The sequence below is a fragment of the Bradyrhizobium sp. CCGUVB4N genome (genome assembly GCF_024199945.1).
Lineage (GTDB): Bacteria > Pseudomonadota > Alphaproteobacteria > Rhizobiales > Xanthobacteraceae > Bradyrhizobium.
Map to the genome: position 1 here is coordinate 7,849,584 of NZ_JANADP010000001.1, position 13,773 is coordinate 7,863,356.

Sequence of the window (13,773 nt, forward strand, 5' to 3'; positions counted from 1 at the left end):
GGTTCGATCAGCGAGGAATAGTGCGAGAGATGCGCTCGTGGAGGCATACCCCTCACCCGTCTCGTCGCTGTCGCGGCGAGCCACCCTCTCCCGCAAGGGGAGAGGGAAGAAGGCGGGCCCAGTAGGCTATGACCATCTCGGCGAAAATGCTACATCCCGGATCGGGCATTTCGGGGCGGCATGAGTTTCACTTCGGTTCAGTTCGGCGTCTTCGTTGCGGTGGTGTTCGGCGCCTATTATCTGCCGCCGCTGCGCCCCTTCCAGGTTCAGCTGCTGGTGTTGGCGAGCCTGGTGTTCTATGGCTCCGGCCAGCCGGACCTGCTGCCGCTGCTGCTGCTTGCCGTGCTCGGGACCTATCTCTGCCTGGTGCTGGCGTTCGACAATCGCGCGGTCTGGATGCCGGCCGGCATCGTCTTCAATCTCGCGCTGCTGGCGTTCTTCAAATACAAGCTGCTGTTCATCGACCCGACCTCGGTGCACCCGACCGGCATTGCGCCGATCGACGTCCTGCTGCGGCTGCCGCTGCCGATCGGCATCTCGTTCTTCGTGTTCCACAACATCAGCCTGCTGGTCGACCTGACGCGCGAGAAGCAACCGCCTCGCTTGCGGGACGTGTTCCTCTACATCATCTTCTTCCCGCAGCTGGTGTCCGGGCCGATCACCCGCGCAGGGCAATTCATGCCGCAGATCGCGCCCAAGCGGCTCGCCGACGTCGATTTTGTGGAGGCCGCAAAATGGATCCTGTCCGGCTTCTTCTTCAAGCTCTACGTCGCCAACAACCTCAACGAGATGACGTCCTATATGGACTATCCGCTCTACGAGACCGTGGCGACGGCGGACCGCTGGCTGCTCGTGTTCCTGTACAGCTACCAGATCTATGCTGATTTCTTCGGCTATTCGGCGATCGCGCTCGGCCTCGCGCTGCTGTTCGGCTACCGCCTGCCGATCAACTTCGATCTGCCCTACATCTCGGCCTCGTTCTCCGAGTTCTGGACGCGCTGGCACATCTCGCTATCGACGTGGCTGCGGACCTATCTCTACATCCCGCTCGGGGGCAACAGGAAGGGGCCGGTCCGGACCTGCCTCAATCTGATGATCGTGATGACGCTCGGCGGGCTCTGGCACGGCGCGAGCCTGAGCTACGCGCTGTGGGGCATGCTGCACGGCCTGCTGCTGGTCGTCGAGCGGCCGTTCCTGAAACTGCTCGGCGAAGCCGGCCCGGTGGTGCGGGTCGCCCGCATGGGCGTAGTGTTTTTCTGCGTGACGATGCTGTGGATCTTCTTCAAGCTGCCGAACTTCGATCACGCGCTCGGCTACCTCGCAGGCATGTTCGCACCGACCGACAATCCCAATCCGACAAAGCTGTTCCGCAACATGGCGCTGCTCTACGCCCTGCCCGTGCTCATCCAGCACCTCGGCATCGGCGCACTGCTTGAGGGCAGATTGCGGCGATGGGAGCCGTATCTCTATGGCGCGCTCGCCGCGATGGCCTTTCTCGAGGCCGGCCCGGACGCCGCCTTCATCTATTTCCAGTTCTGACCATGCAGCAGGCATCCCGGTTTTCATGGCTGATCAAATGCGCTGCTGTCGCGGTGGCGATGTTGCTCGCCTGCGGCCTTGCCACCGCGCGCTTCGGCTCCGCGCTGCAGCAGCCGGCCGTCACCACGCGCGACGGCAGCCTCGTCACCCTGAACCGCTATGCGCGTGAGCCGACGCCGGACATCGTGCTGGTCGGCAGCTCGGTCATGTGGCGCCTCAAGGAAGAGTATTTCTCGCGCCCCCAAGTCCGGAACCTGGCTCTGGCCGGAGGCTCGCCAGTGACCAGCCTGCGGATTCTCGCCGAGCGGCGAAGCCTGCCGAAGCTCGTCCTCATCGAGACGAACGTTCTCACGCGCGTGCCGGACACCGCGCTGATCGAGAAATTCTCGGGCGGCGTTGGCGCAGAAACACTGTTCCTGCGTCCGATACGCGCGGCAACCGCTGCATATGAGACCTGGAATCACGCCAGCCTGGATCCCGCGCAGGCGCGAGCACAGCAGGACCGCCTGCTCAGCCAGCCACCAGACACATTCGACAACAAGGTCTATCTCGACCGCGCCGTCGAACAGATGAACGATGAAGACCCGACCGGGCCAACGCGCACAAACGTCGCCCTGATCAAGGCGCTCATCGACGACCTGCAGCGGCGCGGCACGCTTGCCCTTCTGATCCACATTCCCTTCGCGCCGGAGATCGAGGACTCTCGCTTCGTCCGCACCACCGGGGAGATCGTCCACGCGGCGTTCCCGGATCGCGCGCGCTGGCTGCCGATCAATCCTCGCTTGAGCGAATTGCGCTGGGCCGACGGCGTGCATCTCGACGAGAGATCGGCCCTGCTCGTGGTACGCGCGATCGAAAGCGCCCTGGCCGAGCAGGGCCGGTAGCGGAGCAGCGGCGGCTACACCGAAGCCGTGGTCACGCCGCCGTCGATGACGATGGTCTGTCCGGTCATGAAGCTCGACGCGTCCGAGGCGAGATAGGCGACTGCGCCGGCGATCTCGTCGGGCTCACCGATGCGGCGGAGCGGCGTGGTGGCGGTGCGGCGCTTGAGGTTGGCTTCGTCCTCCCACAGCGCGCGGGCGAAATCGGTCTTGACGAGGCCGGGCGCGATGCAGTTGACGCGGACGCCCTTCGGGCCCCATTCGCCGGCGAGCGAGCGGCACAGCGCGAAATCGGCGGCCTTGGAGATGCCGTAAGCGCCGATCACGGTCGAGCCGCGCAAGCCTCCGATCGAGGAGATGATGACGACGGAGCCGTTGCCACGCTCCGCCATCTGCGGGATCGCGAGCGCCGAGAGCCAGATGTTGCTCTTGACGTTCGAGCCCATGATCTTGTCGAACGCCTCGTCGGTGATGTCGAGAAGCGGGCCGTAATACGGGTTCACCGCAGCGTTGCAGACGAGGATGTCGATCTTGCCGTAGTGCTTGATCGTGCCCGCGATCAGCGCCTCGACCTCGTTCCTGCGCGCGATGTTGCAGGGGATGACGGTGGCGTCGCCGCCGGAGGCATTGATGCCGTCGGCGACCTCCTTGCAGGCGTCGGCCTTGCGCGAAGACACCACGACCTTGGCGCCGAGCTTTGCCAGCAGCTCGGCCGAGGAGCGGCCGATGCCGCGGCTGGAGCCGGTGACGATTGCGACCTTGCCAGTGAGATCGAACGGGGTGTTTTTCATTGTTGTTGCTCCTGTCGCCTCTCGTTCAGATGTCATCGCCCGGCTTGACCGGGCGATCCAGTATTCCAGAGACGACGCGGCTAGAACCGAGAAGCCGCGGCATACTGGATCCCCCGCTTTCGCGGGGGATGACAGTCGTCGTGTGGTCTAGATCAGCTCAGACCAACCCACCCGCATCCGCGACGCGGCGCTGATGGTAGTCGGTGTCGCCGAAGGTGTTCTCGATCATGGTCAGGCGCTTGAAGTAGTGGCCGATCTTCGCCTCCATGGTCATGCCGATGCCGCCGTGAAGCTGGATCGACTGCTGCCCGACGAATTTCAGCGACTTGCCGATCTGCACCTTGGCCGCGGCGATCGCGTTGGAGCGCTCCTTGGCGTTCTCGAAATCGTTCGCCATGGTCGCGAACATCGACATCGAGCGCGCCTGCTCGGCCGCGACGAACATGTCGGAGGCGCGGTGCTGCAAGGACTGGAACGAGCCGATCGCGACGCCGAACTGCTTGCGCGTCTTGATGTACTCGACCGTGGTCTTCAGCGATTCATCCATCAGACCGACCGCCTCGGCGCAGAGCGCGACGCGGGCTTCGTCCACCACGCGCTCGATCAGAGCGAGCGAGTCGTCAGGGTTGCCGATCGCCGCTTCGCTGCCGACCTCGACACCCGTCAGGGTGATGTCGGCGGCGTGCAGGCCGTCCTGCGTCGGGTACGACTTCCTGGTCACGCCCTTGGCGCTCGCCGGCACCAGGAACACGCCGATGCCGGTGGTATCGCGACGGTTACCCTTGGTGCGCGCAGTGACGATGAGGGTGTCGGCGTTCTCGCCGTTGAGCACGACGAATTTTTCGCCGTCGATCACCCAGCCGTCGCCCTTCTTCTTCGCCGTGGTGGCGACGTCGAACAGATCGTAGCGCGAGTTCTTCTCGAGCTGGGCGAACGCCAGCGTCTTGCTGCCGTCGACGATCCCTGGCACATGCGCGGCCTTCTGCGCATCGGTGCCGGCGTGGCGCAGGAAGCCGCCGCCGATCACGACGGTCGCCAGATAAGGCTCGAGCACCAGCGCCTTGCCGAGCGCTTCCATCACGATCATGGTCTCGACGCCGCCGCCGCCGAAGCCGCCATCGGCCTCGCTGAAGGGCAGACCAAGCAGACCCTGCTCGGCGAGCTTGCCCCAGACGGCTTTGCTCCAGCCGCCCTTCTCCTTCATGTACTTTTTGCGGCTCTCGAAATCGTAGGAATCGGTCAGCAGGCCGTCGATGCTGTCCTTCAGGAGCCGCTGCTCCTCGGTCAAATCAAAATCCATGTTTCTCTCCAAATCGGCGGGAATTGCCCTGCCGTCGCCTCACCCTCAGACGTCATCCCCGCGAAGGCGGGGATCCAGTAAACGCAGCAGCCTGCCGTACTCACGACCGCCGCGGCGTACTGGGTCCCCCGCTTTCGCGGAGGACGACACCGTCATTGTTGAATCAAAGCCCCAGCACCGCCTTGGCGATGATGTTGCGCTGGATCTCGTTGGAGCCGCCGTAGATCGAGACCTTGCGGTTGTTGAAGTAGCTCGGCGCGATCTGGGCGGTCCAGTCCATGGCCTCGTTGGAGCCGTCGTCGCCGTGCACGTCGTAGGGCGCGGCGAACGGCCCTATCACTTCCATCAGCAGCTCGGTGGTGGTCTGCTGGATCTCGGAGCCCTTGATCTTCAGGACGGACGAGGCCGGATTGGGCTTGCCCTTGCCGTGCTTGCCTTCGTCGGCAACGACGCGCAGCTGCGTCAGCTCGAGCGCCTTCAGCTCGATCTCGCAGGCCGCGAGCTTCTCGCGGAACGCGGCATCCTGGATGATCGGCTTGCCGCCGGACTCGACCTTGGAGGCCAAGTCGCGGATGCGGCGCAGACGCTCCTTGGAGACGCCGACACGCGCAATGCCGGTGCGCTCATTGCCGAGCAGGAACTTTGCGTAGTCCCAGCCCTTGTTCTCCTCGCCGATCAGGTTCTCGTAGGGAACCTCGACGTCGTCGAAGAAGACCTCATTGACCTCGACGCCGCCGTCGATGGTCTGGATCGGGCGCACGGTGACGCCCTTCGACTTCATCGGGAACACGATGAAGGAGATGCCCATCTGCTTCTTGGCGTTGTTGTCGGTGCGGCAAAGGCAGAAGATCATGTCGGCGTGCTGGGCCAGCGTCGTCCAGGTCTTCTGGCCGTTGATGATCCACTTGTCGCCCTTGCGCTCGGCCTTGGTCTTGAGCGAGGCGAGGTCAGAGCCCGAACCCGGCTCCGAAAAACCCTGGCACCACCAATCGTCGACATTGGCGATGCGCGGCAGGTACTTCTTCTTCTGCTCTTCGCTGCCGAAGGTGTAGATGACCGGGCCGACCATGCTGACGCCGAAGGCGAGCGGCTGCGGCGCCGGATAGGACTGCAGCTCCTCGTTGAAGATGTAGTGCTGCACCGAGGTCCACCCCGTGCCGCCATACTGCGTCGGCCAGTGGCTGGTGCCCCAGCCCTTCTTGTTGAGGATGCGCCACCACGTCACCATCTCGTCCTTCGAGAGGTGGCGACCCTCGACCAGCTTACGCCGCGTATCCGGCGGCACGTTGTCGCGGAAGAATGACCGCACTTCCTCGCGAAACGCCTGCTCTTCTTTCGTGAATGCGAGATCCATCGGATCCTCCTGTGAGCTTCCCTTGTCGTCCCGGCGAAGGCCGGGACCCATAACCACCGGCCTTCATTGTTTTGCGAAGGCCACGACCATCTGCGTTCCATACGTCCGCTGCGGCGTATGGGTCCCGGCTTTCGCCGGGACGACGACGACTACTGCAACACCTCAAAAAGTCCCGCAGCGCCCATGCCGCCGCCGACGCACATGGTGACGACCGCGTACTTGGCCTTGCGGCGGCGGCCTTCGATCAGAGCGTGGCCGGTCAGGCGCGCGCCCGACATGCCGTAGGGATGGCCGACCGCGATCGCGCCGCCGTCGACGTTGATCTTCTCGGGATCGATGCCGAGCTTGTCGCGGCAATAGAGCACCTGCACCGCGAAGGCTTCGTTGAGCTCCCAGAGGTCGATATCGTCGACCTTGAGGCCATGGCGCTTGAGCAGGCGCGGCACGGCGAACACCGGGCCGATGCCCATCTCGTCCGGCTCGCAGCCGGCGGAGACGAAGCCGCGGAAGATGCCGAGCGGCTTGAGGCCGCGCCTGGCGGCTTCCTTGTCGCTCATGATGACGGAGGCGCTGGCGCCATCCGAGAGCTGGCTGGCATTGCCGGCGGTGATGGAGAAGCCTTCGCCGCGCACGGGCTTGAGGCCGGCGAGGCCTTCGATCGTGGTCTCGGGGCGCGGACCTTCGTCCTGCGACAGCGTCACGTCCTTCATCGTCACGGCGCCGGTCGCCTTGTCGGTGACCGCCATCTGCGTGGTGATCGGCGCAAGCTCGTCCTTGAACTTGCCGCCCTGTTGGGCTGCTGCCGTGCGGCGCTGGCTCTCCAGCGAATATTCGTCCTGCTTCTCGCGCGAGATGCCATAGCGCTTGGCGACGATCTCGGCGGTGTCGATCATGGGCATGTAGACCTCGCCCTTGATCTTGAGCAGCGCGGGATCCTGCGCGTGGAAGCCGTTCATCTTGTCGTTCTGCACGAGCGAGATCGACTCGCCGCCGCCGCCGACCGCGACCTCGACACCGTCGAAGATCACCGAGCGCGCGGCGAGCGCGATCGCCTGCAGGCCCGAGGCGCACTGACGGTCGATCGTGGTGCCGGCGACAGTAACGGGCAGACCGGCACGGAGCAGCGCCTTGCGCGCGATATTGCCGCCGGTCGCGCCCTGCTGCAGGGCTGCGCCCATCACAACATCCTCGATCTCCTTCGGATCGACCTTGGCGCGCGCAACGGCTTCGCCGATGGCATGGCCGAGCAGCGTGGCGCCCTCGGTGGCGTTGAGCATGCCGCGATAGGCCTTGCCGATCGGCGTACGGGCGGTGGAAACGATGACGGCGTCGGTCAAGAGCGACCTCCTGGTTGCGTGGATTGTGATGGCTTCTGCTGCTGGCGCAATTCGTGGCGCGACAGCTTTCCGACCGGCGTGCGCGGCAGATCGTCGACGAACTCGACCGCCGCCGGCAATTCATGCTTGCCGACCTTGCCGGTGAGCTGCGCGCGCAGCTCGTCGAGCGAGAACGGCTTTGCATCCGGCTTGAGCTTGATGAAGGCCTTTGCGGCCTCGCCGCGATATTGATCGGGGATGCCGAGCACGATCACCTCGTGCACGCCGGGAACGGTGTAGATCGCCTGCTCGATCATCTGCGGATAGACGTTGAAGCCGCCGGAGATGATCATGTCCTTCTTGCGGTCGACCAGGAAGAAATAGCCGTCGGTGTCGACGTAGCCGATGTCGCCGGTCAGGAAGCGGCCGTCGGAGAAATACTCCGCGACGTCCTTCTGCTTGTTCCAATAGCCCTTGGTGACGTTCGGGCCCTTGATGCGGATCTCGCCGACCTCGCCCGTCGGCATCACCTTGCTCGGGTCTTCCAGCGAGACGACGTCGAGCTCGATACCGGGCAGCATCAGGCCGATCGAGCCGGGCTTCTCGGGCCCCGTCGGCGGATGGCCGGTTCCGGGCGAGCAGGTCTCGGTCATGCCCCAGCCGCTCTTGAGCTTCTTGCCGACCTTGCGCTCGAAGAAGCTCGCGACCTCGACCGGCAGCGGTGCGCCGCCGGAGCCGATGGCGGTGAGCGAGGAGAAGTCGCGCTTGTCGAGATCGGGGAGCGCGGCGATCGCAATCCACATCGTCGGCACGCCCGGGAAATAGGTCGCGCGCTTGACCTCGATGTCGCGCATCACGGCTTCGACATCGAAGCGCTGATGGAGCGAGATCAGATTGCCGCGGCTGAGCGAGGACAGCAGCACGACGGTGAGCGCATAGATGTGGAACAGCGGCAACACGCAGATCACGCGCTCGATGGCGTCGCCGCGCGCCGCGCGTGCCGGCTTGCCCCAGACGTCGTAGATCGACACGGCGGAGGTGAGATTGCCGTGCGTGAGCATGGCGCCCTTCGGCAGGCCGGTGGTGCCGCCGGTATATTGCAGCAGCGCGACGTCATCGACTGCAACGGCGGGCCATTGCGCCGGCAGCGGCGCGCCTTCGACGAAGGCCTTGAAGGTGACGATGCGCGGATCATCGGGGATCGCCGCCTGCGGCGTACCGACCTTGCCCCAATTGTCGTCCTCGCAGACGACGAGGCGATCGATCAGCCCCTTCTCCAGAAATTTCAGCGCGGTCGGCAGCAGGGCCTGGAGGTTCGAGGTGACGAGCAGGCGCGAGCCGGAGTCCGAGACCTTGTGCGTCAGCGCGATCTCGCCGTCGAGCGGCGAGAGATGCGCGACCCGGGCCCCGGCCTTCAGCGCGCCGAAGAAATTGACGGGGTGATCGGGCGTATTGCCGAGGAACAGCGCAACGGAGCTGTTCTTGCCGATGCCGGCGCGCAGAAACGCCGCCGCCGCACGCGCGGCCATGGCGGCGAGCTCGGCATAGGTGATCGGACGATCGCGAAACTCCAGCGCGGTCCGCGGGCCGTAGCTTGCCGCGGCCGTCGAAAGCAGGTCAGGCAGCGTGCCCTGGACGATGGTGTCGTCCCAATGCACGCCCTCGGGGTAAAACTGTTCGCCGGGATGGGTCATTAACGGTCGATACTCTGCAAGACAGTCGTGACAGGGCCGTGTGAGGTGGGCACCGACGGATGGGCTCCCTTCCCCCTTGCGGGGAAGGGTTGGGGAAGGGGGTGGCCACAAACTCGGACCTCGCCCGGGGCTACCCCCCTCCCTGACCCTCCCCCGCAAGGGGGGAGGGAACGGAGAGAGTGTTGCCCGGAGCCAGACATTGCGGCGACCACCAACCTGATCAAGCCGCCTTCGACGCGGCCGCCAGCGAGGCGAACGTCTTGCCTTCGGCCGCGAGCTTCTTCAGCAGGGGCGCGGGCTCGAGGCTCGGGTCGTTGGTCTCCTTGGCGTAGAAGGCGAGACGGTCGGCGATGTGCTTGAGGCCGACGGTGTCGGCCCAGAACATCGGGCCGCCGCGATAGATCGGCCAGCCATAGCCATAGAGCCAGACCACGTCGATGTCGGACGGACGCGCCGCAATACCCTCTTCGAGGATCTTCGCGCCCTCGTTGATCATCGGGTACATCATGCGCTCGAGGATCTCGTCGTCGCTGACGACGCGCTTCTTGCGTCCGAGACGCAGCAGCGTCTCGTCGATCAGCTTCTCGACCTCCGGATCGGGAAGCGCCGACCGCGAGCCCGCCTCGTACTTGTAGTAGCCCTTGCCGGTCTTCTGGCCGAAGCGGCCGGCTTCGCAGAGCGCGTCCGCGATCTCCGACTTGATGCCGCGGTCCTTGCGCGAGCGCCAGCCGATGTCGAGGCCGGCAAGATCGCCCATCGCGAACGGGCCCATCGGCATGCCGAACTTGGTGACGACGGCGTCGACCTGCTGCGGCAGCGCGCCTTCGAACAACAGCTTCTCGGACTGCTTGCCGCGCTGGGCCAGCATGCGGTTGCCGACGAAGCCGTCGCAGACGCCGACCACGGCCGGCACCTTGGCGATCTTGCGGGCGATGCTCACCGCGGTGACCAGCGCGTCCGGCGCGGTCTTGTCGGCGCGCACGATCTCGCACAGCTTCATGACGTTGGCCGGCGAGAAGAAGTGCATGCCCAGCACGTCCTGCGGACGCTTGGTCGCCTTCGCGATCTCGTCGATGTTCAGGTACGAGGTGTTGGAGGCGAGCACGGCGCCTTGCTTGACGTATTGGTCGAGCTTGCCGAACACTTCCTGCTTCACGGCCATGGTCTCGAACACGGCTTCGATCACCAGATCGGCGTCGCCGACATTCTCGATGCCGACCACGCCGTTGATCAGCGCCATGCGCTTGGCGGGCGCGTCCGCCGGGATGCCGCCGCGTGCGGCGGTCGCTTCCCAGTTCTTCTGCATGATGCCGAGGCCGCGCTTGAGCTGCTCCTCGCCGGTCTCGATCAGAGTGACGGGAACGCCGGCATTGGCAAAGGACATCGCGATGCCGCCACCCATCGTGCCCGCGCCGAGAATGGCAACACGGTTAACCGGACGCGACTTGGTGCCTTCAGGGACGCCTGCGATTTTGGCGGCTTCACGCTCGGCAAAGAACGCATAACGCTGCGCCTTGGACTGGTCGCTGGCGACGAGCTTGAGAAAACCCTCGCGCTCCTTCTTCAGACCTTCGTCGAACGGCAGGTCGATCGCCGCACCGACGGCGTCGGCCGCCGCGAACGGCGCTTCCAGGCCGCGCGACTTCTTGGTCATGGCGGCAACCGCATTGGTGAAGATCGAGCGGTCGGCCTTGGCGGCGGCGATCTTGGAATCGTCGTCGCGGAGGCGACGCAGCGGGCGCTTCTCGGCCAGCAGCTTGCGCACGAAGGCTTCGCCGCCGGAGGCCGGGCCTTCGACGATCTCCTCGATCAGGCCGTTCTTCAGCGCTTCGGCGGCGCCGATGGGATCGCCACCGACGATCATCTTGACCGCGAGCTCGGGGCCGACCGCGCGCGGCAGGCGCTGGGTGCCGCCGGCGCCCGGCAGCAGGCCGAGCTTCACCTCGGGCAGGCCGAGCTTGGCCTCTTTGACAGCTACGCGGAAATGACAGGCCAGCGCGACCTCGAGGCCGCCGCCGAGCGCGGTGCCGTGGATCGCCGCCACGATCGGCTTCGGCGAATTCTCCATCTCGGCCAGCACTTCGTTGAGGCCGGGCGGCTTCGGCGGCTTGCCGAATTCCGTGATGTCGGCGCCGGCAATGAAGGTGCGCCCCGCGCAGGTCAGCACGATGCCCTTGATCGCGGGATCGGCGATGGCGGCCTTGATGCACTCCAGGATACCACCGCGGACTGCGGCACTCAGCGCATTGACCGGAGGGCTATTCACCGTGACGATCCCGACTTCGTCATGACGCTCAAGCTTGACCACTTCGCTCACGGTTTCCCTCCTTGGTGGGGATTTACTTTTGTTCGATTTCGCGGTGCGGAATTTAATTCCGCATCTTGACGGCAGGGTTATTTTGAAGCACGTGGCTTGTCAACGACTCCGCGCAAGAGCAGATCAGGGATGAAGCGTACAGGAAAGAAGACAGCGACCGATCGGAATTTCGTCGTCGCGCTTTCCCGCGGGCTTGACGTATTGCGAGCATTCCAACCCAGTGACGGACTTCTCGGCAATCAGGAGATTGCCTCCCGCACCAACCTGCCGAAGCCGACGGTTTCGCGGCTCACTTATACGCTGACGAAGCTCGGCTATCTGACACCGGTTCCCCGTTTCGAGAAGTATCAGCTGGCGCCCGCCGCCATGGCGCTCGGTTACGCCGCGCTCGCCAATCTCGGCGTTCGGCATTTGTCCGAGCCGTTCCGCGAGGAAATGATGCGCGCCACCGGCGGTGCCGTCGCCATCGGCGGCCGCGACCGTCACAGCATGATCTATTTCGGGCAAAGCCGTGGCAGCGAGACGGTCGGCGTTCAGCTCGACGTCGGCTCCCGCGTGCCGATCGCAACCAGCGCGATGGGCCGCGCCTACTTCTGGGCGCTCGACGAAGATGGGCGCGCTGAAGTGACGCGCATCCTGCGCGAACATTACGGCAGCCGCTGGCCGAAGATGCGCGACGGACTGGAACGCTCGGGCGAGACGGTTGCGAAATACGGTTTCGCGATGTCCGTCGGCGACTGGCATGACGACATCGGCGCCGCCGGCGTCGCACTCAGGCTCAACGACGGAACCGGTCCTTACGCCTTCAATTGCGGCGCACCGGCATTCCGCTTCACGGAAGAACGCTTGATCAACGACATTGGACCGCGACTGCTGGCGATGGTAAGGAACATCGAAGCGGCACTTGGGGGTCTGATGCCGCAATCCAAAAAAGAAATCAGCAAAAAGCTGAAATCAGGAGGAAAAGTTGCGCGTGTGGCCGAGGGGTTCAGATAGCCTTTGTCATCATCGGGAGCGGTTCGCATCGCCCTGTCGCCCACTGATTAGTGTGGGCGAGACGACATGACGCAGGCACAGCTCGCGCAGGGGACATCGCCCCTGCTCGCCGTTCGCGACGTCAGCGTCGTGTTCGGCGGCATCGTCGCGCTCAACGGTGTGTCCTTTGACATGCACAAGGGCCAGATCCTCGGATTGATCGGCCCCAACGGCGCCGGCAAGACCACGCTCTTCAACTGCCTCTCCCGCCTCTACCAGCCGTCGTCCGGCGACATCCTGATGGAAGGCGCGAGCATCCTGACGCGGCCGCCGCACCGGATCGCCGAGATCGGCATCGGCCGCACCTTCCAGAACGTCGCGCTGTTTCCGAACCTCTCGGTGATGGACAATGTCCGCGTCGGCACGCATGCGCGCACGTCGAGCGACATCATCAGCGACTCGCTGCGGCTGGCCTGGATTCGCCGCAGCGAAACCAGCGTGAACAAGAAGGTGCACGAGATCCTCGCCTATCTCGACCTCGAGGACGTCGCCCACACCGTCGTCTCCGGCCTGCCCTTCGGCACCCAGAAGCGCGTCGAACTGGCGCGGGCGCTCGCAGCCGATCCGAAGATCCTGCTGCTCGACGAACCCGCCGGCGGCCTGAACCACGAAGAAGTCTACGTGCTCGGCGACCTCATCCGCAAAATCCGGGATGAGCGCCATATGACGGTGCTGCTGGTCGAGCACCACATGGGCCTCGTGATGTCGATCGCCGACCACGTGGTCGCGCTGAATTTCGGCAAGAAGCTCGCGGAAGGCACGCCCGCCCAGGTGCAGGCAGACCCCGACGTCATCAAGGCCTATCTCGGGAGCAAGGACCAATGACGACGCTGCTCAACGTCAAGGACCTGCGCGCCTATTACGGCCAGGTCCAGGCGCTCCACGGCCTCTCCTTCTCGCTCAACGAGGGTTCGCTGACGACGCTGCTCGGCGCCAACGGCGCCGGCAAGACCACGACGCTGCGCGCGATCTGCAACATGGTGCGCTCCACCGGCGGCATCGAATTCGACGGCAAGCCGCTGAACAACAAATCGACCGAGAGCATCGTGCGGTTCGGCATCGCCCATGTGCCGCAGGGCCGCGGCACCTTCACCACCATGACGGTGGAGGAAAACCTCCAGCTCGGTGCCATCACCCGCAAGGACAATGCCGGCATCGTCTCCGACATCGAGCGCATGTATGCGCATTTCCCGGTGCTGAAGCAGCGGCATACCCAGCAGGCCGGCACGCTCTCCGGCGGCGAGCAGCAGATGCTCGCGGTCGCGCGCGCGCTGATGCTGCGACCGCGGCTGATGCTGCTCGACGAGCCGTCCTTCGGCCTTGCGCCGCTCGTCGTGCGCGACCTGTTCGGCATCCTCGGCAAGATCAACCGCGAGGACAAGGTGTCGATCCTGGTGGTCGAGCAGAACGCCCAGCTCGCGCTCGAGCTCGCCGACCAGGCCTATGTGATCGAGACCGGCCGTATCGTGATGTCGGGCAATGCCAAGGACATCGCGAACAACGAAGAAATCCGCAAATCCTATCTGGGTTACTGAGGAGCCGGCAC

General features: G+C 64.9%; 11 protein-coding genes. 5 read left to right on the forward strand and 6 right to left on the reverse strand.

Annotated features, from left to right (window positions below):
- The first annotated feature begins 180 nt into the window (after positions 1–180).
- Complete coding sequence (locus tag NLM31_RS36510) at positions 181–1,539, forward strand: MBOAT family protein (protein ID WP_254195354.1); 1,359 nt, start codon at positions 181–183, stop codon at positions 1,537–1,539.
- 2 nt (positions 1,540–1,541) lie between these two features.
- Positions 1,542–2,423: a hypothetical protein gene (locus NLM31_RS36515; protein ID WP_254195355.1), complete on the forward strand. Its 882-nt coding sequence runs from the start codon at positions 1,542–1,544 to the stop codon at positions 2,421–2,423.
- A 14-nt stretch (positions 2,424–2,437) separates the two neighbouring features.
- On the opposite strand, the gene NLM31_RS36520 is transcribed toward NLM31_RS36515, so the two are convergent.
- The 6 genes from NLM31_RS36520 to NLM31_RS36545 form a co-directional block, all read right to left on the reverse strand.
- The gene (locus NLM31_RS36520) at positions 2,438–3,211 is read right to left on the reverse strand and encodes an SDR family NAD(P)-dependent oxidoreductase (RefSeq protein ID WP_254195356.1); all 774 of its coding nucleotides are present in this window, start codon (positions 3,209–3,211) and stop codon (positions 2,438–2,440) included.
- Between the two features lie 157 nt (positions 3,212–3,368).
- Complete coding sequence (gene pimD, locus NLM31_RS36525) at positions 3,369–4,511, reverse strand: pimeloyl-CoA dehydrogenase small subunit (RefSeq protein WP_254195357.1); 1,143 nt, start codon at positions 4,509–4,511, stop codon at positions 3,369–3,371.
- 163 nt (positions 4,512–4,674) lie between these two features.
- Positions 4,675–5,865 (reverse strand): pimeloyl-CoA dehydrogenase large subunit, encoded by a 1,191-nt coding sequence (gene pimC, locus NLM31_RS36530; RefSeq protein WP_254195358.1) that lies wholly within the window; start codon positions 5,863–5,865, stop codon positions 4,675–4,677.
- A gap of 149 nt (positions 5,866–6,014) precedes the next feature.
- The gene (locus NLM31_RS36535; RefSeq protein WP_254134080.1) at positions 6,015–7,202 is read right to left on the reverse strand and encodes an acetyl-CoA C-acyltransferase; all 1,188 of its coding nucleotides are present in this window, start codon (positions 7,200–7,202) and stop codon (positions 6,015–6,017) included.
- Complete coding sequence (gene pimA / locus NLM31_RS36540; RefSeq protein ID WP_254195359.1) at positions 7,199–8,875, reverse strand: dicarboxylate--CoA ligase PimA; 1,677 nt, start codon at positions 8,873–8,875, stop codon at positions 7,199–7,201. The genes NLM31_RS36535 and pimA overlap by 4 nt, the downstream gene beginning before the upstream one ends.
- A 220-nt stretch (positions 8,876–9,095) precedes the next feature.
- Entirely contained in the window at positions 9,096–11,192 is a 2,097-nt protein-coding gene (locus NLM31_RS36545) for a 3-hydroxyacyl-CoA dehydrogenase NAD-binding domain-containing protein (RefSeq protein WP_254195360.1), read from the reverse strand.
- A gap of 129 nt (positions 11,193–11,321) precedes the next feature.
- On the opposite strand from NLM31_RS36545, the gene NLM31_RS36550 reads away from it, so the two are divergent.
- The 3 genes from NLM31_RS36550 to NLM31_RS36560 all read left to right on the forward strand — a co-directional run bounded on the left by NLM31_RS36550 (position 11,322) and on the right by NLM31_RS36560 (position 13,762).
- Positions 11,322–12,188 carry an IclR family transcriptional regulator gene (locus NLM31_RS36550; RefSeq protein WP_254134083.1) on the forward strand — a complete coding sequence of 289 codons (867 nt, stop codon included), beginning with the start codon at positions 11,322–11,324 and terminating at the stop codon, positions 12,186–12,188.
- A 66-nt stretch (positions 12,189–12,254) separates the two neighbouring features.
- The gene (locus NLM31_RS36555) at positions 12,255–13,052 is read left to right on the forward strand and encodes an ABC transporter ATP-binding protein (RefSeq protein WP_254134084.1); all 798 of its coding nucleotides are present in this window, start codon (positions 12,255–12,257) and stop codon (positions 13,050–13,052) included.
- Positions 13,049–13,762 carry an ABC transporter ATP-binding protein gene (locus NLM31_RS36560; protein ID WP_212298422.1) on the forward strand — a complete coding sequence of 238 codons (714 nt, stop codon included), beginning with the start codon at positions 13,049–13,051 and terminating at the stop codon, positions 13,760–13,762. Before NLM31_RS36555 ends, NLM31_RS36560 begins: the two co-directional genes overlap by 4 nt.
- The last annotated feature ends 11 nt before the right edge of the window (positions 13,763–13,773 follow it).